This is a genomic window from Pigmentiphaga humi, assembly GCF_900606115.1.
GTDB classification, from domain to species: Bacteria; Pseudomonadota; Gammaproteobacteria; order Burkholderiales; family Burkholderiaceae_B; genus Pigmentiphaga; species Pigmentiphaga humi.
On sequence record NZ_UWPJ01000025.1, the window covers coordinates 25,504 to 51,020 of the forward strand.

The 25,517-nt window shown below is 66.0% G+C and carries 26 protein-coding genes; 3 read left to right on the plus strand and 23 right to left on the minus strand.

The window, feature by feature from the left end; all coding sequences use genetic code 11:
• Positions 1 to 9: 9 nt before the first annotated feature.
• Both dnaE and PIGHUM_RS16320 read right to left on the minus strand, forming a co-directional pair.
• Positions 10 to 3,501, minus strand: coding sequence for a DNA polymerase III subunit alpha (gene dnaE, locus PIGHUM_RS16315; protein WP_124080632.1), 3,492 nt, complete (start codon positions 3,499 to 3,501; stop codon positions 10 to 12).
• Between the two features lie 72 nt (positions 3,502 to 3,573).
• Positions 3,574 to 4,023, minus strand: a complete 450-nt coding sequence (locus tag PIGHUM_RS16320; protein ID WP_160142315.1) for a MarR family winged helix-turn-helix transcriptional regulator — start codon at positions 4,021 to 4,023, stop codon at positions 3,574 to 3,576.
• 160 nt (positions 4,024 to 4,183) lie between these two features.
• On the opposite strand from PIGHUM_RS16320, the gene PIGHUM_RS16325 reads away from it, so the two are divergent.
• Both PIGHUM_RS16325 and PIGHUM_RS16330 read left to right on the plus strand, forming a co-directional pair.
• A complete protein-coding gene (locus PIGHUM_RS16325; protein ID WP_246013250.1) occupies positions 4,184 to 5,335 on the plus strand; it encodes a M20 aminoacylase family protein in 1,152 nt (383 codons plus the stop codon).
• A 41-nt stretch (positions 5,336 to 5,376) separates the two neighbouring features.
• The gene (locus PIGHUM_RS16330) at positions 5,377 to 6,357 is read left to right on the plus strand and encodes a Bug family tripartite tricarboxylate transporter substrate binding protein (protein ID WP_124080634.1); all 981 of its coding nucleotides are present in this window, start codon (positions 5,377 to 5,379) and stop codon (positions 6,355 to 6,357) included.
• Between the two features lie 67 nt (positions 6,358 to 6,424).
• Here the strand turns inward: PIGHUM_RS16330 and PIGHUM_RS16335 are convergent, their stop codons facing one another.
• The 11 genes from PIGHUM_RS16335 to PIGHUM_RS16385 form a co-directional block, all read right to left on the minus strand.
• Positions 6,425 to 7,525 carry an Rpn family recombination-promoting nuclease/putative transposase gene (locus tag PIGHUM_RS16335; protein ID WP_160142316.1) on the minus strand — a complete coding sequence of 367 codons (1,101 nt, stop codon included), beginning with the start codon at positions 7,523 to 7,525 and terminating at the stop codon, positions 6,425 to 6,427.
• A gap of 155 nt (positions 7,526 to 7,680) precedes the next feature.
• Complete coding sequence (locus PIGHUM_RS16340; RefSeq protein ID WP_246013252.1) at positions 7,681 to 8,463, minus strand: SDR family NAD(P)-dependent oxidoreductase; 783 nt, start codon at positions 8,461 to 8,463, stop codon at positions 7,681 to 7,683.
• Between the two features lies 1 nt (position 8,464).
• Positions 8,465 to 9,160 (minus strand): ABC transporter ATP-binding protein, encoded by a 696-nt coding sequence (locus PIGHUM_RS16345; RefSeq protein WP_124080636.1) that lies wholly within the window; start codon positions 9,158 to 9,160, stop codon positions 8,465 to 8,467.
• A 13-nt stretch (positions 9,161 to 9,173) separates the two neighbouring features.
• Positions 9,174 to 9,929 carry an ABC transporter ATP-binding protein gene (locus PIGHUM_RS16350; RefSeq protein ID WP_124080637.1) on the minus strand — a complete coding sequence of 252 codons (756 nt, stop codon included), beginning with the start codon at positions 9,927 to 9,929 and terminating at the stop codon, positions 9,174 to 9,176.
• The gene (locus PIGHUM_RS16355) at positions 9,926 to 10,927 is read right to left on the minus strand and encodes a branched-chain amino acid ABC transporter permease (protein WP_124080638.1); all 1,002 of its coding nucleotides are present in this window, start codon (positions 10,925 to 10,927) and stop codon (positions 9,926 to 9,928) included. Before PIGHUM_RS16355 ends, PIGHUM_RS16350 begins: the two co-directional genes overlap by 4 nt.
• Before the next feature lie 22 nt (positions 10,928 to 10,949).
• Complete coding sequence (locus PIGHUM_RS16360; RefSeq protein ID WP_124080639.1) at positions 10,950 to 11,870, minus strand: branched-chain amino acid ABC transporter permease; 921 nt, start codon at positions 11,868 to 11,870, stop codon at positions 10,950 to 10,952.
• 339 nt (positions 11,871 to 12,209) lie between these two features.
• Positions 12,210 to 13,376, minus strand: coding sequence for an ABC transporter substrate-binding protein (locus PIGHUM_RS16365; protein WP_124080718.1), 1,167 nt, complete (start codon positions 13,374 to 13,376; stop codon positions 12,210 to 12,212).
• A 35-nt stretch (positions 13,377 to 13,411) separates the two neighbouring features.
• On the minus strand, positions 13,412 to 13,603 hold the full coding sequence (locus tag PIGHUM_RS16370; protein ID WP_124080640.1) for a 2-hydroxymuconate tautomerase: 192 nt from the start codon (positions 13,601 to 13,603) through the stop codon (positions 13,412 to 13,414).
• Positions 13,604 to 13,613: 10 nt separating this feature from the next.
• Positions 13,614 to 15,068, minus strand: coding sequence for a 2-hydroxymuconic semialdehyde dehydrogenase (locus PIGHUM_RS16375; RefSeq protein ID WP_124080641.1), 1,455 nt, complete (start codon positions 15,066 to 15,068; stop codon positions 13,614 to 13,616).
• Positions 15,069 to 15,085: 17 nt separating this feature from the next.
• Positions 15,086 to 15,787 carry a class II aldolase/adducin family protein gene (locus tag PIGHUM_RS16380; protein WP_246013254.1) on the minus strand — a complete coding sequence of 234 codons (702 nt, stop codon included), beginning with the start codon at positions 15,785 to 15,787 and terminating at the stop codon, positions 15,086 to 15,088.
• Positions 15,784 to 16,647 (minus strand): VOC family protein, encoded by an 864-nt coding sequence (locus PIGHUM_RS16385; RefSeq protein ID WP_124080642.1) that lies wholly within the window; start codon positions 16,645 to 16,647, stop codon positions 15,784 to 15,786. Before PIGHUM_RS16385 ends, PIGHUM_RS16380 begins: the two co-directional genes overlap by 4 nt.
• A 193-nt stretch (positions 16,648 to 16,840) precedes the next feature.
• Here PIGHUM_RS16385 and PIGHUM_RS16390 point away from each other — a divergent pair, with 193 nt between their 5' ends.
• On the plus strand, positions 16,841 to 17,590 hold the full coding sequence (locus tag PIGHUM_RS16390; protein ID WP_124080643.1) for a GntR family transcriptional regulator: 750 nt from the start codon (positions 16,841 to 16,843) through the stop codon (positions 17,588 to 17,590).
• 25 nt (positions 17,591 to 17,615) lie between these two features.
• On the opposite strand, the gene PIGHUM_RS16395 is transcribed toward PIGHUM_RS16390, so the two are convergent.
• From PIGHUM_RS16395 to PIGHUM_RS16440, 10 genes are all read right to left on the minus strand, one after another.
• Positions 17,616 to 18,551: a D-2-hydroxyacid dehydrogenase gene (locus PIGHUM_RS16395; protein WP_124080644.1), complete on the minus strand. Its 936-nt coding sequence runs from the start codon at positions 18,549 to 18,551 to the stop codon at positions 17,616 to 17,618.
• Between the two features lie 18 nt (positions 18,552 to 18,569).
• Positions 18,570 to 19,802 (minus strand): M24 family metallopeptidase, encoded by a 1,233-nt coding sequence (locus PIGHUM_RS16400; protein WP_124080645.1) that lies wholly within the window; start codon positions 19,800 to 19,802, stop codon positions 18,570 to 18,572.
• On the minus strand, positions 19,799 to 20,815 hold the full coding sequence (locus tag PIGHUM_RS16405) for an amidohydrolase family protein (protein ID WP_124080646.1): 1,017 nt from the start codon (positions 20,813 to 20,815) through the stop codon (positions 19,799 to 19,801). Before PIGHUM_RS16405 ends, PIGHUM_RS16400 begins: the two co-directional genes overlap by 4 nt.
• A 9-nt stretch (positions 20,816 to 20,824) precedes the next feature.
• Complete coding sequence (locus PIGHUM_RS16410; RefSeq protein ID WP_160142317.1) at positions 20,825 to 21,805, minus strand: Bug family tripartite tricarboxylate transporter substrate binding protein; 981 nt, start codon at positions 21,803 to 21,805, stop codon at positions 20,825 to 20,827.
• Positions 21,806 to 21,851: 46 nt separating this feature from the next.
• A complete protein-coding gene (locus tag PIGHUM_RS16415; RefSeq protein WP_124080648.1) occupies positions 21,852 to 22,322 on the minus strand; it encodes a MarR family winged helix-turn-helix transcriptional regulator in 471 nt (156 codons plus the stop codon).
• A 215-nt stretch (positions 22,323 to 22,537) separates the two neighbouring features.
• On the minus strand, positions 22,538 to 23,494 hold the full coding sequence (locus PIGHUM_RS16420; RefSeq protein ID WP_124080649.1) for a PDR/VanB family oxidoreductase: 957 nt from the start codon (positions 23,492 to 23,494) through the stop codon (positions 22,538 to 22,540).
• 24 nt (positions 23,495 to 23,518) lie between these two features.
• Positions 23,519 to 23,935 carry a RidA family protein gene (locus PIGHUM_RS16425; RefSeq protein ID WP_222929266.1) on the minus strand — a complete coding sequence of 139 codons (417 nt, stop codon included), beginning with the start codon at positions 23,933 to 23,935 and terminating at the stop codon, positions 23,519 to 23,521.
• A complete protein-coding gene (locus PIGHUM_RS16430; protein WP_124080650.1) occupies positions 23,932 to 24,954 on the minus strand; it encodes an aromatic ring-hydroxylating oxygenase subunit alpha in 1,023 nt (340 codons plus the stop codon). Before PIGHUM_RS16430 ends, PIGHUM_RS16425 begins: the two co-directional genes overlap by 4 nt.
• Positions 24,955 to 24,971: 17 nt before the next feature.
• Entirely contained in the window at positions 24,972 to 25,193 is a 222-nt protein-coding gene (locus PIGHUM_RS16435) for a recombinase-like helix-turn-helix domain-containing protein (protein WP_124080651.1), read from the minus strand.
• On the minus strand, positions 25,190 to 25,513 hold the full coding sequence (locus PIGHUM_RS16440) for a hypothetical protein (protein WP_124080652.1): 324 nt from the start codon (positions 25,511 to 25,513) through the stop codon (positions 25,190 to 25,192). The genes PIGHUM_RS16435 and PIGHUM_RS16440 overlap by 4 nt, the downstream gene beginning before the upstream one ends.
• Positions 25,514 to 25,517: the final 4 nt, after the last annotated feature.

A 25,517-nucleotide genomic window follows, 5' to 3' on the forward strand; every position in this document is an offset into this window, starting at 1 on the left:
CTCCCGGCCTCAATACTCCAGGCCCACGTCCGTAGGCTGCCCGGTCAGCTTGGCCAGCTGCTGCAACAGCACCTCGGGCACGCGCACCCGCCAGTCTTCGCTCAGCCGCACCACGCAGCGCGCATCGCCGCTGTTGTAGACGATCTCGACCGGCGTGCCCGGGAAGCCATTCTCCGGATCGGCCCGGTGGGGATTGAGCACCTCACGCAGCGACCCGGCATGCGCGTTGCCGTTCAGGCGGATGGACAAGGCGCGCGCCTTGGACTCGCGCGCCATCTGCAGGTCGTAGAGATCGTCCGCGACGATGCGCATGCCGCCCGAGTACTCGTCGTTGCTGACCTTGCCCGACACGATCAGCAACTGGTCTTCGCGCAGGCGCGCGCGGTGCCGTTCGTACAGCTCGTTGAACACCGAGATCTCGACCTGCGCCGAACCGTCGTCGAGCACGGCGAACACCATCTTGCCGCGCCGGGTCATCTGGGTGCGGACGGCGGACAGGATGCCGGCCATCCATTGCAGGTCGCGGCTGGGCTGCAGATTGGCCAGCGGGCCGCGCACGAAGCGCCGCACCTCGGTGCGGTAGGCATCGAACAAATGGCCGCTGAAGTAGAAGCCCAGCGCGGTCTTCTCCTGGGCCAGGCGCTCGCGCTCGTCCCAGGGCTCGACGTCGGCCAGGTCGCCGGAGAGGTCGGCATGGTCGTCGCCGCCGAACAGCGAGACCTGGCTGGCGGCGCGCGCCGCCTGTTCGGCCGCATCCATCGCCGTGCCCAGCGTCGCCAGCAGCGCGGCGCGGTTGTCGGCCAGCGTGTCGAAGGCGCCCGCCTTGATCAGCGCCTCGATGGCGCGGCGGTTGACCTGGTGGCGGTCGATGCGGCGGCAGAAGTCGAACAGGTCGGTGAACGGACCCTTGTCGGTGCGGGCGCGGATGATTTCCTCGACCGCGTTCTGGCCCGTGCCCTTGACCGCGCCCAGGCCGTAGCGGATCGTGCGCGGCGGCTGGCCGCGCGAGGAATATTCGTCCAGCACCGGTTCGAAGCGGTAGCCCGACAGGTTGACGTCCGGCGGCAGCACCTTGACCTTGTTGGCCACGGTGTCGGCCCAGAAAATCTGGACCTTGTCGGTGTCGTCCATGTCGGACGACATGGTGGCGGCCATGAATTCGGCCGGATGGTGCGCCTTGAGCCAGGCCGTCTGGTAGGCGATCAGCGCGTAGGCCGCGGTGTGCGACTTGTTGAAGCCGTATTCCGCGAACTTCTCCATCAGGTTGAACAGCGTGACCGCGATATCGGGGTCGTAGCCCTTCTTGACCGCGCCCGACTCGAAGATCTCGCGGTGCTTGGCCATTTCCTCGGGCTTTTTCTTGCCCATGGCCCGCCGCAGCATGTCGGCGCCGCCCAGCGTGTAGCCGCCGATGATCTGCGAGATCAGCATCACCTGTTCCTGGTAGACGATGACCCCGTAGGTGCTCTTGAGGACCGCCTCCAGGTCGGAGTGGAAATATTCCGCCTTGGCGCGGCCGTGCTTGCGGTTGACGAAGTCGTCCACCATGCCCGAGCCCAGCGGGCCCGGCCGGTACAGCGCCAGCACGGCGATGATGTCTTCGAAGTTGCTGGGCTTGAGCTTCTTGAGCAGCTCTTTCATGCCGCGCGATTCCAGCTGGAACACCGAGGTGGTGTTGCCGTCGCTGAGCAGCTTGTAGGACTCGAGATCGTCCAGCGGCAACTCCATCACGTCGAAGCCGCGCATGCCCTCGTTGAAATCGCGCACATAGCGCACGGCCCAGTCGAGAATGGTCAGGTTGCGCAGGCCCAGGAAGTCGAACTTCACCAGGCCCACGGCCTCCACGTCGTCCTTGTCGAACTGCGAGACGGCGATATGGCTCTGCCCGGGCTGGCAGTACAACGGGCAGAAATCGGTCAGCTTGCCGGGAGCGATCAGCACGCCCCCGGCGTGCATGCCGATGTTGCGGGTCAGGCCCTCGAGCGGCTGGGCCAGGTCGATCAGCGCGTGCGCTTCCTCGTCGTTGTCGTAGCGCTCTTTGAAGACGGGCTCTTCCTTGAGCGCTCGCTCCAGGCTCCACGGGTCGGCCGGCGAATGCGGGATGATCTTGGACAGGCCGTCGCAGAACAGGTAGGGCAGGTCCAGCACCCGGCCCGCGTCGCGGATCACCGCCTTGGCGCCCAGCGTACCGAAGGTCGCGATCTGGCTCACGGCATCGCGGCCGTACTTCTGCTTGACGTACTCGATGACCTTGTCGCGGTTGTCCTGGCAGAAATCGATATCGAAGTCGGGCATGGACACCCGCTCCGGGTTCAGGAAGCGCTCGAACAGCAAGTCGTAGCGGATCGGATCGATGTCGGTAATGCCCAGGCTGAAGGCCACCAGCGAGCCGGCGCCCGAACCCCGGCCCGGCCCCACCGGTACGCCGTTGTTCTTGCCCCAGTTGATGAAGTCCTGCACGATCAGGAAGTAGCCGGGAAAGCCCATGTCGATAATGGTCTGGCATTCCGTGTCCAGGCGCTGGCTGTATTCCTCCCAGTGCCCGGCGCGCTCGGCCTCGTCGGGAAAGAGCTGCGCCATGCGCCGCTCCAGACCCTCTTTCGAAAGCTGCACCAGGTATTCGGCCAGCGTCACGCCCTCGGGCGTGGGGAAATTGGGCAGCTTGGGATTGCCCAGTTCCAGCGTCAGGTTGCAGCGCATGGCGATGGCCACGCTATTGGCCAGGGCCGAAGGCACGTCGACGAAACGCTCGGCCATCTCCTGGGAAGACAGCAGGTATTGCTCTTCCGTGTAGAGGCGCTGGCGCCGCGGATTGGCCAGGATCTCGCCCTCGGCGATGCAGACGCGGGCCTCGTGCGCGCGGAAATCGTCGCGCTCGAGGAACTGCACCGGATGCGTGGCCACCACCGGCGCGCCGCACTCGGCCGCCAGCCTCATCGCGGCCTGCACATAGGTTTCGTCGCCCTCGCGGCCGGCGCGCTGCAGTTCGATGTAATAACTGCCGGGAAACACCGCCATCCAGTGGCGCGCGGCAGCCAGCGCCGCGTCGTGGCTGCCGGCCTCGAGCGACTGGCCGACGTCGCCCTGCCGCCCGCCCGACAGCGCGATCAGGCCGGCGCCGTAGGTCGCCAGCCACTCCGGCCGGATCTCGCCCCGGCCGCGATACTGGTTGACCAGGAACGCCTGGGTCAATAGCTCGCACAGATTCAGGTAGCCGGCGCGATCGCGCACCAGCAGCAGCATCCGATAGGGCTTGTCGCGGTCGGCGTCGTTGGACACCCAGACGTCGCAGCCCGCGATCGCCTTGATCCCCTTGCCCCGCGCCGCCTTGTAGAACTTGATCAGGCCGAACAGGTTGGAAAGATCGGTCAGCGCGACGGCCGGCTGCTCCAGCGCGACCACGCGCTTGACCAGATCGGGGATGCGGACGATGCCGTCGGACACCGAAAACTCGGAGTGGACGCGCAAATGGACGAAGGCGGGGGAAGCGGACTGGGACATGGGGAGCATTTTAGCCCCGATGCCAGCCGGCACGATGGCTGTAACAATCGGCCGGACATGTCCCGCATCAGGTCAGCGCGCGGAGGGCGCTCTCTTCAACGACTGCATCAGCTTGTCGAGCAGGTAATCCAGCGACTCCAGTTCTTCCTGGCTGAAATCGCCGAACATCACCTCCTGTTCGTGGCCGGCGCCGATGCGGTCGGCTTTCTCCCGGACCTTGCGGCCTTTCGCGGTCAGCGTGAGCTCGAAGGCCCGGGCGTCGCGCGGGCTGATCGTCCGTTCGGCCAGCCCGAGTTCGATCAGCCGGCTCACCACCTTGGACAACACCGTCTTCTCGATGAAAGTGGCCGCCTGCAGGGCCGACACGCCGATGCCCGGCGCATCGCCGATCTGCCGCAGCACTCGCAGGTCCCGCACCACCAGCCCGAGCTCCTTGCGGTACAGCTCGTTGACCTGCCGCACCGCCTCGCTCTTGATCATGTCGAGCTTGTAGGTGAAGTAGGTTTCCAGCTTCTTGGTCACGGCGTTCTCTCGCACGGCGGCAGCCCGCCATTGTATGACGCGCGTCGGCCCCGGACGAAGCGCGCTTGCGTTCCCCATCCCTTCCGGGGTAAATACTTAGTGCAAATTTCAATAGTTGAAATAGCATCCTAATTTACCCAGAAAGAAGCACAGGAACACAATGAATCTCGAGGTGCCAGACACCCACGCGCACGACATGACCACGTGGCGGCGCGCGATCCACCGCAACCCGGAGCTGGGTTTCGAAGAATACGAAACCGCCGCCTTCGTGGCCGAACGGCTGCGCGAGTGGGGCATCGAAACCCATACCGGCATAGGCGGCACGGGCGTAGTCGGGGTCATCCGCGGCACGCTCGGCGCAGGCCGCAACGTCGGCCTGCGCGCCGACATGGACGCCCTGCCCATGCAGGAACAGACCGGCCTGCCCTATCAATCGGCCAAGGCCAACCTGTTCCACGGCTGCGGCCACGACGGCCATACCGCCATCCTGCTGGGCGTGGCCCGCCACTACGCCAGCCACCGCGACTTCCGCGGCACCCTGCACCTGATCTTCCAGCCCGCCGAAGAAACCCTGAAGGGCGGCTCGGCCATGATCCGCGACGGATTGTTCGAACGCTTCCCCTGCGACGAGGTCTACGGCCTGCACAACCATCCGCCGCTCGAACCCGGCCGCGTGGGCGTGCGCAACGGCGCCATCCTGTCGGCCTGCGACCTGTTCCGCATCCGCATCCACGGCGTCGGCGGCCACGCCGCCAGCCCGCACCGGGCCATCGACCCGATCATGATCGGCAGCGCGCTGATCCAGAGCATGCAAAGCATCGTCAGCCGATCCGTGGATCCCCTGCAGACCGCCGTCGTCAGCATCTGCCAGTTCCATGCCGGCACCGCCATCAACATCATCGCCGATCATGCCGTGCTCGAAGGCACCGTGCGCACGCTGGACCACGGCGTACAAACCGACGTGCTCAAGCGCCTGCGCGAAATCTGCGCCGGTGCCGAGCAGGCCTACCGCTGCCGCATCGAATTCGAACACCTGCAGACCTCGCCCGCGACCATCAACACCGCCGAACAGGCGCAAGTCGTGCGCGATGCCGCGCGCGCCGTCCTGGGTGAAGCAGGACTGGACCCCGACATCGCGCCGCTGATGGCCTCCGAAGACTTCGCCTACATGCTCCAGGAAAAGCCCGGCTGCTATTTCTTCCTCGGCAACGGCGGCCACATGTGCCACCACCCCAAGTTCGATTTCAACGACAAGGTGCTCCCCGTGGGCATGTCGGTCATGGTCGAGATCACGCGCCGCCGACTGGCCTAGTCTTCCAACCCGTCAACCACCCATATCCGAAGAAGAACGCCATGCTCACACGCCGCCGTCTCGCCGCCCCGCTGCTGGGCCTGCTCGCGCTTGCCGCCGCTCCTGTCGGCCACGCCGCCGACGCCTACCCCAGCAAGCCCATCCACGTCATCGTCAACGGCGCCCCGGGCAGCCTGCCCGACCTGTTCGCCCGTCCCATCGCCGAGAAAATGCGGCAATCCATGGGCCAGGCCGTAGTCATCGACAACCGGCCCGGTGCCGGCGGCCTGCTGGCCATGACCAACCTGAAGAACAGCGCCGCCGACGGCTACACCCTGGCCATCGTCACCAACGCCCACGCCGTCTGGAACCAGTACCTGTTCAACAAACTGCCCTACGACCCGCAGGCCGACCTGCAGGCCGTCGCCCCGGTCGCGGTCATCCCCATGGTACTGACCGCCAACCCCGGCCTGCCCGCCAACTCGCTCCAGGACCTGGTCGCGCTGGCCAAATCCAAGCCCGGCGTACTGAACTACGCCTCCTCCAGCGTGGGTTCGCCCCCGCACGTCCTGTTCGAGATGTTCAAGCTCCAGACCGGCGCCGACATCCTGCACGTTCCCTTCAAATCCGGCCCCGACGCCCTGAACTCCACCATCGGCGACCGCACCCAGCTCTACCTGGCCGGCTCCGCCCTGGTCGAACCCCAGATCAAGGACGGCCGCCTGAAAGCCCTGGCCATCGACACCAAAGACCGCCTGCCCAGCCTGCCCAACGTCAAGACCTTCGACGAGCAAGGCTTCCAGGGCTACGAAAGCACGGTCTGGCTGGGCATCGTCGCCCAGACCGGCGTGCCTAAGGACATCGTGCAGAAACTGAACCGCGAGATCACCAAGGCGGTCCAGGGCGACGACATGAAAAAACTCTATGCGTCCCACGGCTCCATCGTCTACACCAGCAGCGTCGAGGACTTCGCGGCGCGCATCAAGGCTGACCACGCGGTTTGGGGGCCGGTGATCAAGAAGGCGAATATTTCGTTGGACTGATGGCCCTGGGCGCGCTGACGCGCGCCGTCATGAGAAGAGCCAGCCGCCATGCGGCTGGCCTCCCCAGTCAGGCAGCGCCGTGGCGGAATACCTCGTCCAGCGTCCCGGCATCCAGCAGGTTCAAGGCCCAGGTCTCCAGCTGGGACACGGTGCCGGCGCGCAGTTGTTCGCGGACAGCATCGGGCAGCGGGCCGAACTTGCGAATCAGGAGATTTTCCAGCAGGTGAACCTGGCCTTTCTGAAGACCCTGCTCGAGGCCTTGTTCCAACCCCTGCGCCATCCCTCGTTCCACTCCGGTGCGCGTGGCATAAGCCAGCGCGGCGGCCTCATCGGCAATCGCCTTTTCGCGGGCGAAGGCCCGCCAGCGAGCGTCCTCGTCCATGGTGAGCACCTTGAGCCGGCCCAGCGCTTCATGGACCGGTTCGTGGGTGATGTCTTTCATCCGGGCTTCCTCCTGGGCGTGCTGCAGGCACGCAACCCATGCCGACAGGGCCGGCGGCAGGCGGCCGAGCCGTTCGGCCTTGCGCAGTTCGATTATATGCAGCTGCAGCGTCTCTCCCAGCCGCACCGCGGGTTGGCGCTGGTCGCGCAGCTCGAAGCGCCAATCGGCCTGGTCCGGATCGCCCAGCAGGTCCTGGACGAGGAAGTGGATGGCGATGGTGGGCTTGAGGGCGAGGTAATCATGGCCGCGTTCGATCTGCCCCGACAACGCGCGGGCCAGGTAGTAGGCGCTGCGGGCGGGCCATTGTTCGTAGTGGCGCACCTGCATCTCGATGTTGTAGAGGTGGCCGGCGGTATCGCGGGCGAGCAGGTCCAGGGCGATGGCCTTGCCGTGCAGTTCGATGGGATCGATGTGCGGGTTCAGGATCCGCTCGACCTGGATCGGCGCCTGGTCGTGGCGCACGGCGTTGATCAGATCAGCCAGCAGGTGCGGGGCGCTGGTGAACAGGAGCTTGAAGACCAGGTCGTTGCGCAGGTCGAGCAGCGGGCCGGTATAGGGTTGGCTGGCGTGGGGCCGCTCAAGACCCGAGGCGTCCTGGAGGGAGCCGTAGGGCGGCGTGTCGGGTTCGGACACGCGGCTTCGGAGCGGGCGGACCGGATGCCGCGGATAGGGGAAGGTGCCGTGGAAGCGCTGCATGGTGGACTCGCTCGGGGAAAGGGAGTCCACCTTAATCCGGCCATCGCATCCGGAAACGCCAGGTGCATGGGTTTGCCCAAGCGGATTACTACGCATGGCACGTAGATCCGCTTCTTTTGAAATACTCCCGCAGCCCGCGTACGTCGCTCCGACGGCCGGGCCGAAAATCCGGAAGCCGGCAGAAACTAAACAGGCAGCGAATCCACCTTCACCGTGTAGTTCAACGCAAGACGCCCGCCATCCACGTAGACCGTCTGCCCCGTCACGTAATTGGCATCCTCGCTGGCCAGGAACAAGGCCACGCTCGCGACCTCGTCCGGGCTCCCCAAGCGCTTCATGGGAATCCGCGACAACACCGTCCGGTAAGCCTCCGGATCATCCGTGATCGTCGCCATGATGTCCGTCTCGATGCTCCCCGGCCCCAGCGCGTTGACCCGCACCCCGTGCGGGGCCATCGCCAGCGCCATGGACTTGGTCATCTGCCGCACCGCGCCCTTGCTCGCGCCATACGCCATCTGGTTGGACATCGCCAGTTCCGCCGTCATCGACGACAAGGTAATGATGCTGCCGCCGCGCCCCTGCCGCACCATCGCCTTCGCCGCGGCCTGCGCCACCAGGAACGTGCCCCGGACGTTCACATTCAGCACGAAATCCAGGTCCTCCAGCTCCAGGTCCAGGAACTCCGCCGCGCGAATCACCCCGGCATTGCACACGCAGATATCCAGCCCGCCGAATTCGCGCTCGCACAGCGCCACCATCTCGGCCACCTGCGCGGGATCCGTCACGTCGCCGCGCATCGCCTTGGCCGGGCCGGCCATCTGCGCCAGCGCCTCGGTCTCGACCTTCTCCGCGCGGTCGACCAGCACCACCCGCGCGCCTTCCCGGCTATAACGGCGCGCAATGGCCAGGCCGATGCCGCCCGCCGCGCCCGTCACCAGCGCGACCTTGTCCTTCAACCTCGTCGACACCCTAGACCCCTACGTATTGCGCGATCAACTCTGGACGCGCCGCCAGCTCCGGCGACGAACCTTTCCACACCGTCACCCCCTTGTCGAGGATGAAATTGCGGTCGGACAGGCGCAGCAGCGCCTTGGTGTTCTTGTCCACCACGATCATCGTCAGCCCTTCTTCCTTGAGCCGCGCCAGCACGCTCCAGATCTCGGCGCGAACGATAGGCGCCAGGCCCTCGGTGGCTTCGTCGAGCACCAGCAGGCGCGGGTTGGTCATCAGCGCGCGGCCGATGGCCAGCATCTGTTGCTCGCCGCCCGACAGTTGCGTACCCAGGTTGCTGCGGCGCTCCTTCAGACGCGGGAACAGCTCGTAGATCTTGTCCAGCGTCCACGACGACGCGTCGGTGCGCTTGGCCGTAGCGAGCAGGTTCTCCTCGACCGTCAGGGTCGGGAAGATCTGCCGGCCCTCCGGCACCAGCGACAAACCCAGGCGGCCGACCCGGTGCGGCGCCAGGCCGTTGAGCTGCTGGCCGTCGAACGAAATCGTGCCCGCCGCCGGCTTGAGCAGGCCGAACAGGCAATTGATGACCGTCGTGCGGCCCATGCCGTTGCGGCCGATCAGACCGATCACCTCGCCGCGCTTGACCTCCAGGTCGACATCGAACAACGCCTGGCAGGAGCCGTACTTGGCCGCCAGTCCTTGAATAGAAAGCATGTGCACTCCTGCCTCAGGCGTCCGCGTCGTCGCCGAGGTAGGCGCGACGGACTTCGGGATGGTTGCGGATTTCCTCGATCGAGCCGGTGGCGACGATCTTGCCGTAGACCAGCACGCTGATGCGGTCGGCCAGCGAGAACACGGCGTTCATATCGTGCTCGATCAGCAGGATGGTGTAGCGGCCCTTGAGCGAACGCAGCAGCTCGATGGCAGCCGCGCCCTCGGCGGCGCTCATGCCGGCCATGGGCTCGTCCAGCAACAGGATGCGGGGATCGGCGGCCAGCGACATGGCCACCTCCAGCTGCCGGCGCTGGCCGTAGGCCAGGTTGGCGACCACGGTGTCGGCCACGTCGGACAGGTGGCACTGCTCGACGATGTCGCGCGCCTTGGCCATCACCTCGCCATAGGCCGACAGCGGCTTCCAGACCGCCCAGCGCACGCCCTGCTTGCGCAGCGCGCCCAGGCAGACGTTCTCGATCACCGTGAACGCATCGAAGATGGACGTGATCTGGTAGGAGCGCAGCAGGCCCTTGCCGACGCGGTGCTGCACCGGCGTGCCGCCCACCTCCTCGCCGTCCAGGCGGATGCTGCCCTCGTCCGACCGCAGTTCGCCGGTCAGCAGATTGATCAGCGTGGTCTTGCCGGCGCCGTTGGGCCCGATGATGGCGTGCAGTTCGCCCGGTTCGATGTCCAGCGTGACGCCGTCGGTGGCGCGCAGGCCGCCGAAACGCTTGACCAGGTCGCGGGTGCTCAGTCCGATGGGGTTCATTGCGCTTCTCCCGCGGGAACGGCGACAGGCTTGGCGGCAGCGGGCGCGGCCGGGGCGGCGGGCGCCGGGCGCAGGCGCTCGAACAGCTTGAAGCCGTTCCTGGTCGCCAGGGCGATCACGACGATGACCGGGCCCATGATCAGCATCCAGTGCTGCGTCAGGCCCTTGAAGAATTCTTCCATGACCAGGAAGGCAATGGCGCCGAAGATCGGGCCGGTGATGGTGCCCAGGCCGCCGATCACCAGCATGACGATCAGGTCGCCCGACACCGGCCACGACATGTAGCTGGGCGAGGCGAAGGCGGTCAGGTTGGCCAGCAGCAGGCCGGCCAGGCCGGTCAGCACGCCCGAGATCACGTAGGCCGCCAGTTGCACCTTGAACACCGAATAGCCGAAGGCGTTCACGCGGCGCGGGTTGATGTGGGTGGCCTGCAGCACCATCCCGAACGGCGACTTCTTCAGGCGCGCCAGGAAAATCGTGACCGCCAGCAACACCGCCCAGGCCGCCCAATACACCTCGGTGCTGCCGGTCAGTTCGAACAGGCCAAAGTTGCTGGCCCCGTTGATGTTCAGGCCGTCGTCGCCGCCGAAGGTGGTCATGCTGACCATCAGGAAATAGAACATCTGGGCGAAAGCCAGCGTGATCATGATGAAGCCGATGCCCGACGTCCGCAGGCAGACGGTGCCCACCAGCAGCCCCACCAGCCCGCAGACCACCACCGCCGCCAGCAATTGCAGCCAGCCGTTGTCGATGCCGTAGAAGCTCAGGATGCCGACCGCGTAGCAGCCCAGGCCGATGAACATCGCATGGCCGAAGCTCACCAGCCCGGCAAATCCGAGCACCAGGTTGAGCGCGCACGCGGCCAGCGCGTAGACCAGCACGCGGGCGAAGAAAGTGACGTAGAAGGGTTCTCCCAGCGCATTGGCGGCAAAGGGCACGCACGCCAGGAGCAGAAACAGGACCGGGATCACCCAGCCCCCGAATTTGACGCGATTCATATCGTCTACCTTGCAGGACGGGTCAGCGCTTGGCGGGCGCGAGGATGCCGTTGGGCCGGAAGGCTAGCACCAGGGCCATCAGGATGTAGATCAGCATCGATGCCACGGCCGGTCCGACCGCGTTGGCCGTGGCCGGCTTCATGAACGAACCCAGCATGTGCGGCATGTAGGCGCGTCCGAGCGTATCGATGATGGCGATGATCATGGCCGCGACCAGTGCGCCGCGGATAGAGCCGATGCCGCCCACCACGATGACCACCAGCGCCAGGATCAGCACCGGCTCGCCCATGCCCGACTGCACCGACAGGATGGGACCGGCCAGCGCGCCGGCCAGGCCGGCCAGGCCCGCGCCCAGCATGAACAGCAGCTTCTTGAGCAGGTCGATGTTCACGCCCAGCACGCTCACCATGGCCGAGTTGCTCGCGCCGGCGCGGATCAGCATGCCGAAGCGCGTCTTCTGGATCAGGTACCAGGCGCCCAGCGCGACCAGGATGCCCACCACGATGATCAGGATGCGGTAGACCGGATACTGCGAACCGAACACCGTCACCGCGCCCTCCAGCGCGGACGGGATCGCCGCGTAGTAGGGCCGGCTGCCGAAGATGACGATGGCCAGCTCGTTGAAGAACATCATCAGGCCGAAGGTCGCCAGCACCTGGTACAGGTGGTCGTAGCGATACAGCGGTTTGGCCACGAGATGCTCCAGCAGCAGCCCGACCAGCCCCGCCGCCACGATGGCCGCGATGATCGCGAAAACGAAGGAGCCGCTGGCGTTGTAGGTAGCGGCCCCGATGAACGCCCCGACCATGTACAGCGAACCATGGGCGAGGTTGATGAAATTCATGATGCCGAAGATCAGGGTCAACCCCGATGACAGCAGGAACAGCAGCACGCCCAACTGCACACCGTTGAGCAACTGCGACAAAAACAGCGAACTATTCATGGATCATTCCATATACATGTGGCCGAGCCTTCCCCGCGCATGCGGCCGGCCCACCGAAGTCCTCATGCGAAAACGCGCTCCCCTGCCAAGAAAGCGCGACCGCGAAGACCAGCCCGTCGCACCCGCCCCCCAGGAACCCCATCGGCGGACCGCAACCGCCAATCCGACATCCGCTGGAGCGGCACCAGCGTAACAACGAAGCAAGACATGCAGAACCCGGGAAACCGCGCATCCCCCCACAGCATATTGGGGATTGAACCCAGGGCACAGCGGATCCGGCTCCGCCGGTCCGCCAGTGCCGCCCCCCGGGGGGCGCGCGTAAGCGCGTAGGGGGGGGGCCTACTTCATCGAGCATTCGCCCGCGTAGGCATCCTTGTGGTCCGTCAGAACCTGGGCCAGCTGCTTGTAGGTCACCTTGCCGCCCTCTTGCACGACCTGGTAGGCGTAGTAGTTCTGGACCGGCATGTTGTTGGTGTTGAAGCCGAACTTGCCGCGCACGGTCGGGAACTGCGAACCGGTCTCCTTGACCGCCTTGGCCAGCGCAGCCTTGTCGCCGACCTTGCCGCCGACCTTGCGGATGGAGGCATCGAGCAGGTAGGCGGCGTCATAGGCGTTGGCGGCATACTCGCTGGGGGTACGCTTGTACTTCGCCTCGAAACCCTGGACGAATTTCTTGTTCTGGGGGTTGTCCAGCACCGGCGCCCAGTTGGTGCCGTAGATGGCGCCCACGGCCTGTTCTTTCAGGGCCGCGACCGAGTTGGCGTCGATCAGGCTTTCCGAGAAGAACGGCAGCTTGCCCATCAGGCCCGCCTGGTTGAACTGGCGGGCGAAGTTGACGCCGATGCCGCCGGTATAGAACACGAACAGCGCGTCGGGCTTGGCGTTCTGCACCGCAGCGATTTCAGCGGCGTAGTCGAGCTGGTCGAGCGGGGTGTAGACCTCGTTCTGCACTTTGTCGCCATAGAAGCGCTTGAAGCCGGCCAGCTTGTCCTTGCCGGCCTGGTAGTTCGACGTCATCAGGTAGACATTCTTGTAGCCCTGGTCTTTGACGTACTTGCCCATGGCTTCGGACATGCCGTCGTTCTGCCAGCCCATCACGAACAGGTTGGACAGGCAGCCCTTGCCGGCGATCGGGGCCGGGCCGGCGTTCGTGGACAGCGCCACCACGCCGGAATCCTTGATGCGGCGCGCTTCGGCCATCAGCACGTTGGAGAAGCCCAGGCCGACAATGGCATTGACCTTGTCGCGCTCGACGAATTTCTGCACGATCTGCGCGCCCACGTCGGGCTTGAGCTGATCGTCTTCGCGCAGCACCGTGACCGGCTGGTCGCCCAGCTTGCCGCCCAGTTGTTCGACCGCCAGCATGAAGGCGTCGTACTGATCCTGGCCCAGCGCGGCCATCGGCCCCGACATGACGCCGGTAAAACCGATCTTTATATCGGCGTGCGCGGCGCCCGCCGCCATCGATGCTGCCAGCGCCAGGGCCAGCGTCGTCGTCTTCATCATCATTCTGCGTGTCTCCGGTTGCGTGAGAAAAGAGTTCAGCGTCCCAGCGCTTTCGCTGTCTTGCCGCCGATCCCGAAATTCGTCTTGGGCACTTCGACCAGCACCACCCGCACGGACTCGCGCGGCGCGCCGATGGCGCGATGGGCGGCGTCGGTCAATTCTTCGATCAGGGCCGCACGTTGTTCGTCCGTGCGGCCTTCCATCAACTGCACCTGGATAATGGGCATGGCGTTCTCCTCAGAGCTTGACGCAGACGTTGCGCAATTCGGTGTAGAACTCGAGCGAGTGCACGCCGCCCTCGCGGCCGATGCCGGACTGCTTGGCGCCGCCGAAAGAGGTGCGCAGGTCGCGCAGGAACCACGAGTTGATCCAGCAGATACCCACGTTCAGCGCCTTGCCCAGGCGGTGCGCGGTGCCGACGTTCTGCGTCCAGACCGTGGCGGCCAGGCCGTAGGGCGTGTCGTTGGCCATCTTGATGACTTCTTCTTCGGTATCGAACGGCGTGATGTGGCAGCACGGCCCGAAGATTTCCTCGCGGATCACGGCGGCGCTCTGCGGCAGGCCGGTCCAGATGGTCGGCTGCACCCAGGCGCCCTCGGCCATCGCGCCGGGCATGTCCGGCACGCCGCCGCCGGTGACGACGGTGGCGCCTTCCTCGCGCGCCTTGGCGTAGTAGCTCAGCACTTTCTCGCGGTGGACCATGGACACCAGCGGACCGAAGTTGGTGCCGTGGTCGTGCGGGTCGCCCAGCTTGAACGACTCGGCCTTGGCCTTGAGCGCGGCGACGAACTTCTCGAAGATCGGGCGCTGCACATAGACGCGCTCGGTGCCCAGGCAGACCTGGCCGCTGTTCTCGAACGCCGAGCGGGCGATGCCGGCCACGGCCTTGTCGAAGTCGGCATCGGCAAACACGATGCCGGGGTTCTTGCCGCCCAGTTCGAACGACACCGGACGCACGCCCTTGGCGGCAGCCTTCATGATGACTTCGCCGGTGCGGGTTTCACCGGTGAAGGTGATGCCGTCCACGCCGGGATGGGCAGTCAGGAATTCGCCCGCGGAATCCGGGCCGAAACCGTGCACCACGTTGTACACGCCCGGAGGCACGCCGACCTCGTTCATCACCTCGCCCAGCAGGGTCGCGGTGGCGGGCGTCTCCTCCGAGGGCTTGACGACCACGGTATTGCCGCAGGCCAGCGCGGGGCCGACCTTCCAGGTCATCAGCAGCAGCGGCAGGTTCCACGGGCAGACCACGCCGATCACGCCGCGCGGCACGCGCACCGAATAGTTCATCGCGAAGCCGTTGTCCGGCGTGTCCATGTCGAAGGCTTCGCCCGGCACGTTGCGGATCAGGTCGGCGAAGACCTTGAAGTTGGCGGCGCCCCGCGGAATGTCCACGTGGCTGGCGAGCACGTGCGGCTTGCCGGTGTCGGCGATTTCGGCCGCCAGGAAGTCGTCGAAGCGGCGATGGATGCCGTCGACGATGGCATGCAGCATGTCCACGCGCTGCTGCACTTTCATGGCGGCCCACGGGCCCGACAGCGCGGCGCGCGCGGCCTGGACGGCGGCATCCACTTCGGCGCGGCCGGCTTCGTACACCGGGCCGATCAGGCTGTTGTCGACCGGATTGCGGTTCTCGAAAGTCTTGCCGGTGGTCACCCACTGGCCGTTGATGAAATTCTTGAATTCGTTCATGGGAGCTCTCTCTTGCTTCAAATCACGTCCGCGAATTCGGGATCCCCGTCGCACAGGTATTCCCACATCCGCTCGAAAATACGGCCGGCGCCGGTGGCGCGGCGGGAAGCTTCTTCCGGCGACAGGACGGGGCCGTCGCCCAGCCCGGCCGCCCGCAGCTGCAGTTCGATGCGCGCGGCGTCTTCCAGGTACCAGTTCAGCACCACGGCCTGCTCGATATTGGGCGCCGCCACCACTGCGCCGTTGCCGCGCATGACGACCGCGGCGGCCTGGCCCAGCGTGGCGGCCACGCCGGCCGCCTGCTCTTCGGTTCGGATGAGCTGCGGATCGTCCCACAGCGGCACCGCCGGCGAGAAATACGACCCCATGCCATGGCGCGGCGCGGGCGTCACGCGCGCGCTGGACAGCGTCATCACGTCGCGCGGCATGCTGCGGATCACCGCGCCGACTTCCGGGCGCGCGCGATAGATCTGCTGGTGGATGCGGACTTCGCCCAGCACGCCCTCGGGCAGTTCGCCGTTCACCGGCACCACGGTGCCGGACTCGTGCGGGGCGATCATGCCCATGGGCTTGGCGGCGCAGACGAGGAAATGGCCGGCGTCCAGGCGCAGGCTGCAATGGCCGTAGGCATGGACCAGATGGGCGCGCGCCAGGGCGCGCGCGGCCGCCCGCACCTGGCTCTGCTGCCGGGCGGTCGGAACGGGACGCGGGATAGTCAAGTCTTGAACTCCGGAATATCGGGCTTGGCGCCCCACATGCAGAACGACGACGGCACGGCGGGGAAATTGCGCGGACGATAGGTTTTCTCGTCCTCTTCGGTAATCAGGCGCACGCCGGTGGAGTACTCGTAGATCATGCCGTCCGGTCCTTCGAAGTACAGAAACTTCGCGCCGGAAGTCGGATGCCGCCCCGGACCGAACCGGATGGGAATCTGCCGCTCCAGCAGGATGTAGTAGGCGCGCATGATGTCGTCGATGCTTTCCACCTGATGGTTGATGTGCTGCACGCCCGGATAGCTGGAGGGGAACAGCGCGATCTTGTGGTGGACGTCGTCGATGCGCAGCAGCGGCGCTTCGCCGATGCGGTCGCTGACCTTGGCGCTCAGGATCTTGGTCCAGAACTCCTCGTCGCGGCGCGCATTCAGCGTGCGCAGGCCGATGTGGCTGAATCCGGTGATGCCGGCGTCGCGCGACGGGAAATAGCGGCGGCCGCTGTGATGCGCGGCGTAGACCAGGTCCACGCTGTTGCCGGACGGGTCCTTGAAGTTGATGAACTCGCGCACGTAGCGCTTCTCGGATTCTTCCACGCTGCCGCGGGTCGCCGCGTAGCCGGCTTTCTCCAGCTGTGCCATGGCCTGGTCCAGCTCTTCCGGGGAATCGACCTCGAACGCAGCGGTGTGATCGCGCGGATCGCCTTCGAAATAGCAGAGGGTGTGATCGCGGCTGTCGGAACGCAGGTAGACGGATTTGCCCTCCGCGCGCGCCACTTCCAGGCCCAGGACTTCGGTTGCATAGCGCACCGACCCTTCCAGATCGGGCGTGCCCAGCCGCACGTAGCGGATGTCATGTAGATGTATCACTTCATCTCCTGCGCGGGGCGACTCGCCCCGGATCCTTGCATTGCAGGCCAGACAATACGCTACAAAATATCGGAAGAGAATATTTTTATCGAGATTCTATGGATTTCCCTAGGTTTCTTGGAATTTGCCAAGAATCAACTAGAATCTCCATACCCATCCACCGTACGAGAGGGGCATCAGCCGCCCACGACGCATGCCCGCAACCAGCACCATCGAACTGCCGCCCCTGGCTCATGCCGCCGCGCCGACCACGCTGGTCGGCACGGCCTATGCCGCTTTGCGGCGGGACATCATCGAAGGGCGGCTCGTGCCGGGCTCCAGGCTGCGCGTCGAGCACTTGAAAGACTCTTACGGAGTAGGCGCGGGCACGCTGCGCGAGGCGCTGTCGCTGCTGGTGTCCGATGCGCTGGTGGTCTCGCACGGCCAGCGCGGCTTCCACGTCACGCCGATCTCGATGCAAGACTTCCTGGACATCACGCGCAACCGCATGCTGCTCGAATGCGAAGCCCTGCGCCAGGCCATCCTGGAAGGCGACGACGTTTGGGAAAGCCGCATCATCGCGGCCTTCCACCGGCTCAGCCGAGCCGAGGAAAGGCTGAGTGCGAGCGCAGTCAACCGCTTCGACGAATGGGAAGAACGCAACCGCGAGTTCCACCAAGCGCTCATCAGCGCCTGTTCCTCGCGCTGGATGCACCACTTCCTGGGCATCCTTTACCAGCAGGCCGAACGCTATCGGCGGCTGTCGGTGACCCGCAAGCCCATTCCCCGCGACGTGCACGACGAGCACCGCAACATCTTGGAAGCCTCACTGGCGCGCGACACGGAACGCGCCACACGCTTGTTATCCGAGCACATCAGCACGACCTATGAGGCCATCAAGCACCTTCCGGCCGACCTGTTCAACAACGTCATGACGATCACCGACGGCGCGACCGCGTCCTGAACGCATCGGGAAACGCGAGCCGCCCTTACCGCACGCGGTTGCGCAGGTCCTGCGGCCGGCCTTGCAGAAAGGCCGCCAGATTGGCCTCCAGTATGGGCAGCACCTGATCCGCGTAGCAGTCGGATTCGCCGCCCAGGTGCGGCGTCACGAACACCCGCTCCTGCGCCCACAGCGGGTGGCCGACCGGCAAGGGCTCGGTTTCGAATACGTCCAGGCCCGCCCCGCCCAAGCGCCCTTCCCGCAGCGCCCGCAGCACGGCGGCTTCGTCGCATACGCCGCCGCGCGCCAGGTTCACGAGAATGGCCCCCGGCTTGATCGCCGACAGCACACGGGCGTCGACCAGATGGTGCGTCTGGTCGGACAAAGGGGTCAGCACCACCAGGAAATCCGCCAGCGCCGCCGCCTGGGGGAGATCGCGGCGATCGTGCACGCGCTCGAAACCGGCGAGCGGACGGGGCGTGCCCGACACGCCGTGGACCCGCATGCCGAAGGCCGTGCAGCGCGCAGCCAGCTCCGTCGCGATGAGCCCGGTACCGACGATCACCACCGTCTTGCCATGCAGCAAGGGCTGCGGATAGCGCGCCCAGACCGCCCTGCGCTGGTTGTCCACCAGTCGCGGCAGGTCGCGCGACAGCGCCAGCATGTGCATGAACGCCATCTCCGCCACCGCCGGTCCCTGCACGCCGCGCGTGGAGGTAATGGCCACCTCCGGCCTGTCTTCGCACCACGCCAATACCTGGTCGACGCCGGATGACAGCGCCTGCAGCCATTCGAGCCGGCGCGCCCGGGCGATCATCGCGGGCGATAGCGCGCTGGCAAAGGCAACGAGCGCGCGCGCCTCGTCCAGGTACGCCCAGGCGGCCTCGGGCGAAGCGGCGGCCCGGATGTCGGCGTCCGGGCAGGAGCGCGCCAGGCGTTGGCGATAGTAGTCGGCGTCGGCGTTGACGATCAGTATGGTCATGAATATGCAGCGGGCGACTCAGAGTTCGATGATGCGCTGGGGCGTCCGGTGGAAGCACCGGGGCGGCCCTTCCGGCTGGATGAGATAGTTTTCGCAGACGGTCGTGAACAGCGCGGGCGAACCGATGGCCGGGTGCGCGGCGATGTTCATTCCCGCTTCGATGCGCAATGTTTCGTCCTGCCGGATCAACGGACGCTCCACCAGATCGTAGCCCTGGCCGTGGCAATGCAGGCGGCGTTCTTCCGGCCAGCCCCGTGCGCGCATGAATGCGTTGTACGCGGCGAAGACTTCCGCGCACGACGCTCCCGGCTCGAGCATGGCCAGCGTGGCGCGCTGCGCCTCGCACACCGCCTCGAACGCATCGCTCAGCTCGTTCGTGGCCCGGCCCAGGACCAGCGGCCGGGCGATGTGCGCGAACATCCCGCCCGGCCCCGAATTTTCCACCAGCAAGGTGAACACGTCCCCCTCGCGCAGCTCCCTGCCCTGCTGGAAGCGCGGCCGCAGGCCCGCCGCCTGCCCGGGCGCCGCCGACGAACCGAAGAACATGCCTTGTTCGCTGCCCAGCAGTTGTCCGACGTGCTGGGCATGGGCCATGACCTCGAAGTCGCGCATGCCGGGACGGATAGCCGCCGCGACTTCCACCACGATACGATCCTGCATGTCGGCGGCGGCCTGGATGAGCGCGATCTCTTCCGGGCTCTTGATGGCCTTGATGGCGTCGACGGCGTCCGTCATGTCGATGCAGGCGCCCGCGCCCAATTGCTCGCGCAGGCCGGCCCCGAAAGCGTAATAGGAACTGGCCGCGGCCACGATGCCTATGCGCCGGTAGCCGTGCCGGCGGATCTCGCGCACCACGATCTGCGCATCGTAGTCGGCCGTGTAGACGACCGACGGATAGCTGGGCACCATGCAGCGGCGGCCCACCCCCGGATTGGCGGCGTCGTTGCCGTCGAACTCGAGCACGGCATCGAAGGGGCCTTGATCCACCAGCGTCATCAAACCTTCGGCGGGAAAAATAAGCGTGCGCGGGTTGTAATTGCCGGGCGGCTGTCCCGCCAGCCAGCGAAAATGGCCGCCTCCCGAGATGCCGTTGGCGCCCTGCACCACCAGAGCGTCGACGCCGGCGCCGGCCATGGCCCGCCGCACGAGCAGCCAGCGCCGCTCCAGTTCGCCGCGCGACACGGGATGCAGCGTCCTGCCGTCCGCCGCCACGCTGATCGCGGGCCGATCAGCGATCGATAAGATGTTCATCCGATTTCCCCGAGCTTGAGCAAACGCCGCGCGTTGCCTTCGAAAATGTCGTGCCGCTGTGCGGCGGTCAGCTCCAGTCCCTCCACGGCGGCGATGGCCGAACGTATGTACCCTGCTCCCTGGTCGGGACCGAAGGGGGCATCGGTCGCAAACAGCATGTGGCCGGGGCCGAAGAAATCCAGACAGCATTCGACGGGCGGCTGGCCGATCGCTCCCACCGTATCGGCGTAGAACATCCGGAAATAGTCCACCGGTCGCCGCGTCATGGCCTGGCGCAGCGATCGGTAGTCCTCGTCGGTCGTGCGTGCGCCCAGCCGCTCCCAGACGTTGGTCACGCGGCCTTCCAGATAGGGGATGGTCCCGCCCATCTGGTGGGCGATCACCTTGAGGCCGGGATGCCTGTCGAATAGTCCGGACAAGGCGATGTGCGCCATCGCCACGCTGGTCTCGTGCGGCCAGCCGATGGCGAACCAGATCTCGTAATGGCTCTTGGACTCCGCGGTGTAATCGGCGTGCGAGGCTTCCCGGTCGGGATGCAGCCAGATGGGACGGTCGAGTTCGGCCATCAGCGCGAACAATCCCAGCGTCGCTGGCGCGGTCAACGGGCGGCCCTGCACGTGGGTATAGACCTGCACGCCCACTGCGCCGAGGTCGCGGATGGCGCGCTCGGCTTCCCGCAAGAGTCCCGCTTCGTCGTTCATCGGCAGCGCGGCGACGAAACCGGGAAAGCGGTCGGCATGGCGCGCAACGAGCTCGGCCATCTCGTCATTCGCGCAACGCGCCAGGTCGCAGGCCAGCGCAGGCCCGCCCATGCTTTCGATGGGCGGGCCCGACATGCAGACGATTTGCGCATAATCGTCGAACTGGTCCATCAGCCGGAACCGCCGGTCCATGTCATGGAGCGACGGCACGCCGTACAACAGACGCGCGCGCGCCCCGCCGTCGGGCAGCACCTGCTGCATGCGGTCGTAGAACCGCTGCGGATACACATGCGAAAACACATCGAGCCTCATGGGAGCCGCTCACTCGACCTTGATGTTGGCCGACTTGATGACGCGGCCCCACTTGTCGATCTCGGCGGCGACGAAGGCTCGCAGCGCCTCGGGCGTACCGGGCGCCGGCTCCATGCCGCCCTGGATGACCGCCTGCCGGCCTTCGGGCGAATTCAGTATGCGGCCCACGTCTTGGCTCACCTTGCGCACGATGTCGGGCGGCGTGCCCGCGGGCGCGAACATGGCGACCCAGCCGCTCGCGACATAGTCCGGGTAGCCCGACTCGGCAACGGTAGGCACATCGGGCGCCGACGTCGGCCGCTTCGCATCGACGACCGCGAGTATGCGCAGACGGCGATCCTGGACCAGCGGCATCAAGGTCGTGAGATCCGATATGCCGAAGTTGACCTCGCCCGAGGCAATGGCCAGCGCCGCCGGCGCCGTGCCTTTGTACGCCACGGCGTTCATCTTCGCGCCGCTCATCGAGGCCAGCAGCTCGCCCGCCAGATGCGTCTGGCTGCCCGTGCCGGACACACTGTAGAGCAAGCCCTGCCTGCTGCCCTTGCCGAGGGCGACCAGGTCCGCCACGGTCTGCACCGGCACCGAAGGATGGACGGCGATCGCCGTGGGAATGGTGGCGATCATGGTGACCGGCGCCAGATCCCTGGCCGCGTCGTAGGGCATCTTGCGGAAATGCTGGTTGATCGCAATCGCCCCGGGTGAACTGAGCACGAAGGTATAGCCATCGGGCGCCGCCTTGGCCGCCATCTCCACGCCGATCGCCCCGGCGGCGCCCGGACGACTCTCGACCACCACGGACTGCTTCCACTGCGGCGCCAGCTTGGCGCTGAGGAGCCGCGCCAACTGGTCCACGCTGCCCCCAGGCGGGAAGGGCGCGATCAGGCGCAGCGGGCGCTCCGGATAGCTCTGGGCCAAAGCAGCCATCGGGACGAGGGTCAGGCAGGCGGCGGCGGCCGCGGCGCGAACACAGAACGAACGACGATGCGACATGGCGGTTCCTTGCAAGAGAGGAAACTGCGGAGCGATGCGCAAAAAGTCAGGCCAGGCCCACAATCTTGCGCATGATGGTGAAAAAGGCCTGGCGTTCTTCCGGGCCCAGATTGCCCAGGATTTCGTTCTGCGACGAAGCGATTTCTGGCTGTATGCGCTGCAACAGCGACTCGCCCGCGCCGGACAGCCGCAGTTCATGCGCCCGCCCGTCCACCGCCGAACGCACCCGCTCCACCAGCCCGCGTTCGACGAAACGCTTGACGATGCGGCCCACGGTCACCACGTCCACGGAGACCGAAGCCGCCAGGCTGGCCTGGTCCACGCCGGGATGGAAATGCAAGGCCGTGAGCAGGACCATCTGCGGCACCGTGAGGTCATAGGGCTGCAGCCGACGATCCAGGCCCGCGACCGAAATCTGGTGCGCGCGGCGGATCAGGAAGCCCGGTTTGTCCACGAAACGGTCGACGTCGTTGCGGGCGGCAAGATTGGGATGGGAGGCAGGTTCGGGAAGAGACATGACGCGTCATCTCGATGTGATGCGCCAGATAATACGCACGCTTATCAAAACAATCAAGATAATACGCACGCTTATCAAATTGCCGAAAAAAAAGCGACGTGATGGCCATCCGGCATCGCCGCTCGTCGCATCGCCCAGGGCATTGGCGGACCGAACGCCTCACCGGTCTACCAATGCCGCCCTCTCGAGGGAACGCCCGAAGGGGCAGGGGTAGCTTAAAGATCCAGCACCAGCTTGCTGCCCTTGCAGCCCGAGACGCAGACCATCATGGTCTTGTTGGCCTCGCGCTCGCGCTCGGTCAGCACCGAGTCGCGGTGGTCGGGCGTGCCTTCCAGCACCGCCGTCTCGCACGCGCCGCACACCCCTTCGCGGCAGCTGTAGTCGGCATCCACCCCGGCCTCCAGCAGCGCATCCAGCAGCGACATGCCTGCCGGCACGTCGATGGTCTTGCCCGACTTGGCCAGTTCCACCTGATAGCTGCCCTCTTGCGCCGCCTCGACTTCGCCCGCGGCGGCAAAGCGCTCGATGTGCACGTTCTCATAGCCCAGTTCCTTGCAGGTGGCCTCGAAGGCGTCCAGCATGGGCGTGGGACCGCAGCAGTAGAAGTGCGTGTCGGCGGGATGGCCGCCCAGCAGTTCGCGCAGGTTGGGCGGGCCGCCCGCCTCGGCGTCGAAGCGCGTCTTGACCTGCTCGCCGGAGGCCAGCAGCTCGTCGACGAAAGCGGCTTCCACCTTGGCCCGCGCACAGTAGAGCAGTTCCACCGGCTTGTCGATGCTGCGCAGGCGGTTGTACATGCAGAAGATGGGCGTTACGCCTATCCCGCCCGCCAGCAGCACCGATTTGGTCGCGCCCTCGTCCAGCTCGAAGTTGTTGCGCGGCGCGCCGATCTTGATGGTCGAACCCACACGCAGCTGCTCGTGCACATAGCGCGAGCCGCCCCGGCTGTTACGGTCGTTCAGTACGCCCACCACGTAGCGGTGGCGCTCGGCCGGCGAATTGAACAGCGAGTAGCTGCGCACCAGGCCGTTGGGCAGATGCAGGTCGATATGGGAGCCCGCCTCGAACGCAGGGAGATCCGCGCCGTCGGGCGAACGGAATTCGACGCTGATGATGCCTTGCGCTTCAAGGCGGATGGCTTGAACCAGAACCGTAAGAAGAGAGCTGCTGTTCATTGAAAAAAGGTCGAAAAAAGGCGGTTATGCGTCGTTACGCAAGGCGACGTCGAGGCGCGCGAAAGCATCGATTTCCACCGTCAGGCCGGGGAAAACCAGGGCACGGACTTCGACCAACGTGGAGCACGGATACGGCGGCTGGAAGAACGCCTTGCGGGCGCGCCCGACCTCGTCCTTGTCCCGGATATCCGTCACGTAGATCACCAGTTTATAAATATTTTGCACCCCACCGCCAGCCGCTTCGACCAAAGCGCGGATTTTGCCCAGCACAATCAGGGTTTGTTCGTATGTGCCCAGCGGGACATCGGCCTTGGATTCCGGATTGGCCGTCATGCCCGACATGGCGATCTCGTCGCCCAGGACGAGGCAATTCGACCACGTCGCGGTCTCCCTTTCGGGGACCGACGGCGCGGTCACGCGGCGCGCCAGCGCCATCGTCATGCGGCCTTGCCCTGCAGCGTGTCGAGCTGCTGGGCGGCCAGGTTGCGCAGGTGGCGGCGCAGGCGCACCAGACCCACATCGTGCTGGTACAGGTTCTCGCGCTGATTGGCGTCGGGCTCCATCACTTCCAGCACTTCGCGGTCCTGCTCCAGCACGGTCCAGTGGCGCGCTTCCAGCCGGTTGCGGTAGAGGAATTGCCACGCATGCCGCTGCCAGCCCGAGACCCTGCGGCAGCGCCAGTGGAATACCGCGGCCAGGTTCTCGGTGATCGGCGTGTAAGTGCCGACGATGGCGAAGCTGCCGCCGGGACCGCCGGTGGCCGGGTACGGGATCTCCAGGCGCAGCCAGTGCAGGCCGGTATCCGCCCACTCGGTCCAGTCGAAGTTCACGCCGCGCTGGCCCTTCTTCTCGAAGATGAAGCCGTGCTCGGTATTGCGCACGCCGAACTCGGCCTCGGACGAGCCCTCGGCCATCGAGTGCGACTGCTTGTGCAGGTAGGTGCCGTGCATCGGATCCATCACGTTGTCGATCACGTAGCGATAGTCCGAACGCCATTCCGTGTAGCACAGGAACGCGCCGTATTCGTCGGAGACCAGCTCTTCCGGCAGCGTGAAATCGGGCGCCTCGTCGACGTTCTCGGCCGAGTTGTAGAGGAACACCGCGTCGTTGCGCTCGACCACGTGGAACGACCGCGCGGCGCGCTTGCCCTCCAGGCTACAGCCGGGGCTGCCGGGAACGTTGGTCACCACGCCGTCGCTGCGCACCTGCACGCCGTGATAGCCGCAGGCGATGCGGTCGCCCAGCAGAATGCCCTTGGACAGCGGCGCGCCGCGGTGCGGGCAGTGGTCTTCCAGCGCGTAGATCTTGCCGGCCTCGTCGCGCCACAGCACCAGCTTCATGCCCAGGCGGCGCATCGAAACGGGCTTGTCCGCAACAAAGCTGGACGGACAGATGGCGTACCAGGTGTCCTTCAGGCCGACTTGCAGCAGATCGTCCGGGCTCTCGATTTTCTTGCTCATGACAGACTCCTAGAACGTTACGCAGCCAAGCGGGCCAGTTCGGCCTGGAGCAGCACTTCCGTCCAGGCCTGGCCATTGGGAGCCGGCGGACCGGCGCGGTTCAGGTACTCCACGATGGGAGCCAGCTCGTGCATGCCGGTGGCGAATGCGCGCTCCAGCGAATCGCCCAGCAGGCTTTCCCATTCCGTGGGAGGGCGGCGCCGCGCCTGATGCGGCTCGAGATAGCGGTCTTGCATCATTTACCTCCATTGCGTACGCGTTCGCGGATCCGTTCGCGAACGGGAACAAAGTCATAAGTGGGATAGCACTCCGTACGGAACACGCCCCACGCGGAACGCTCCAGCTCCACGTTCACCGCCGCCAGCAGGTGCGGCGGCACCTCCAGCGTCACGATCTGCCCCAGGCCCATCGCCACGGTCCAGGACGCCACCCTCACCCCTTCCGGTGGAAAACGCTCCCACCAGTCGGCTTCCTTCAGCTTGGTCTGGACCGCGTCCAGATTGTTGGACTGATCGTGCTTGAGCAGCACAGTGAGCAAAATATTCGCGGTTTCAGCCATCTAC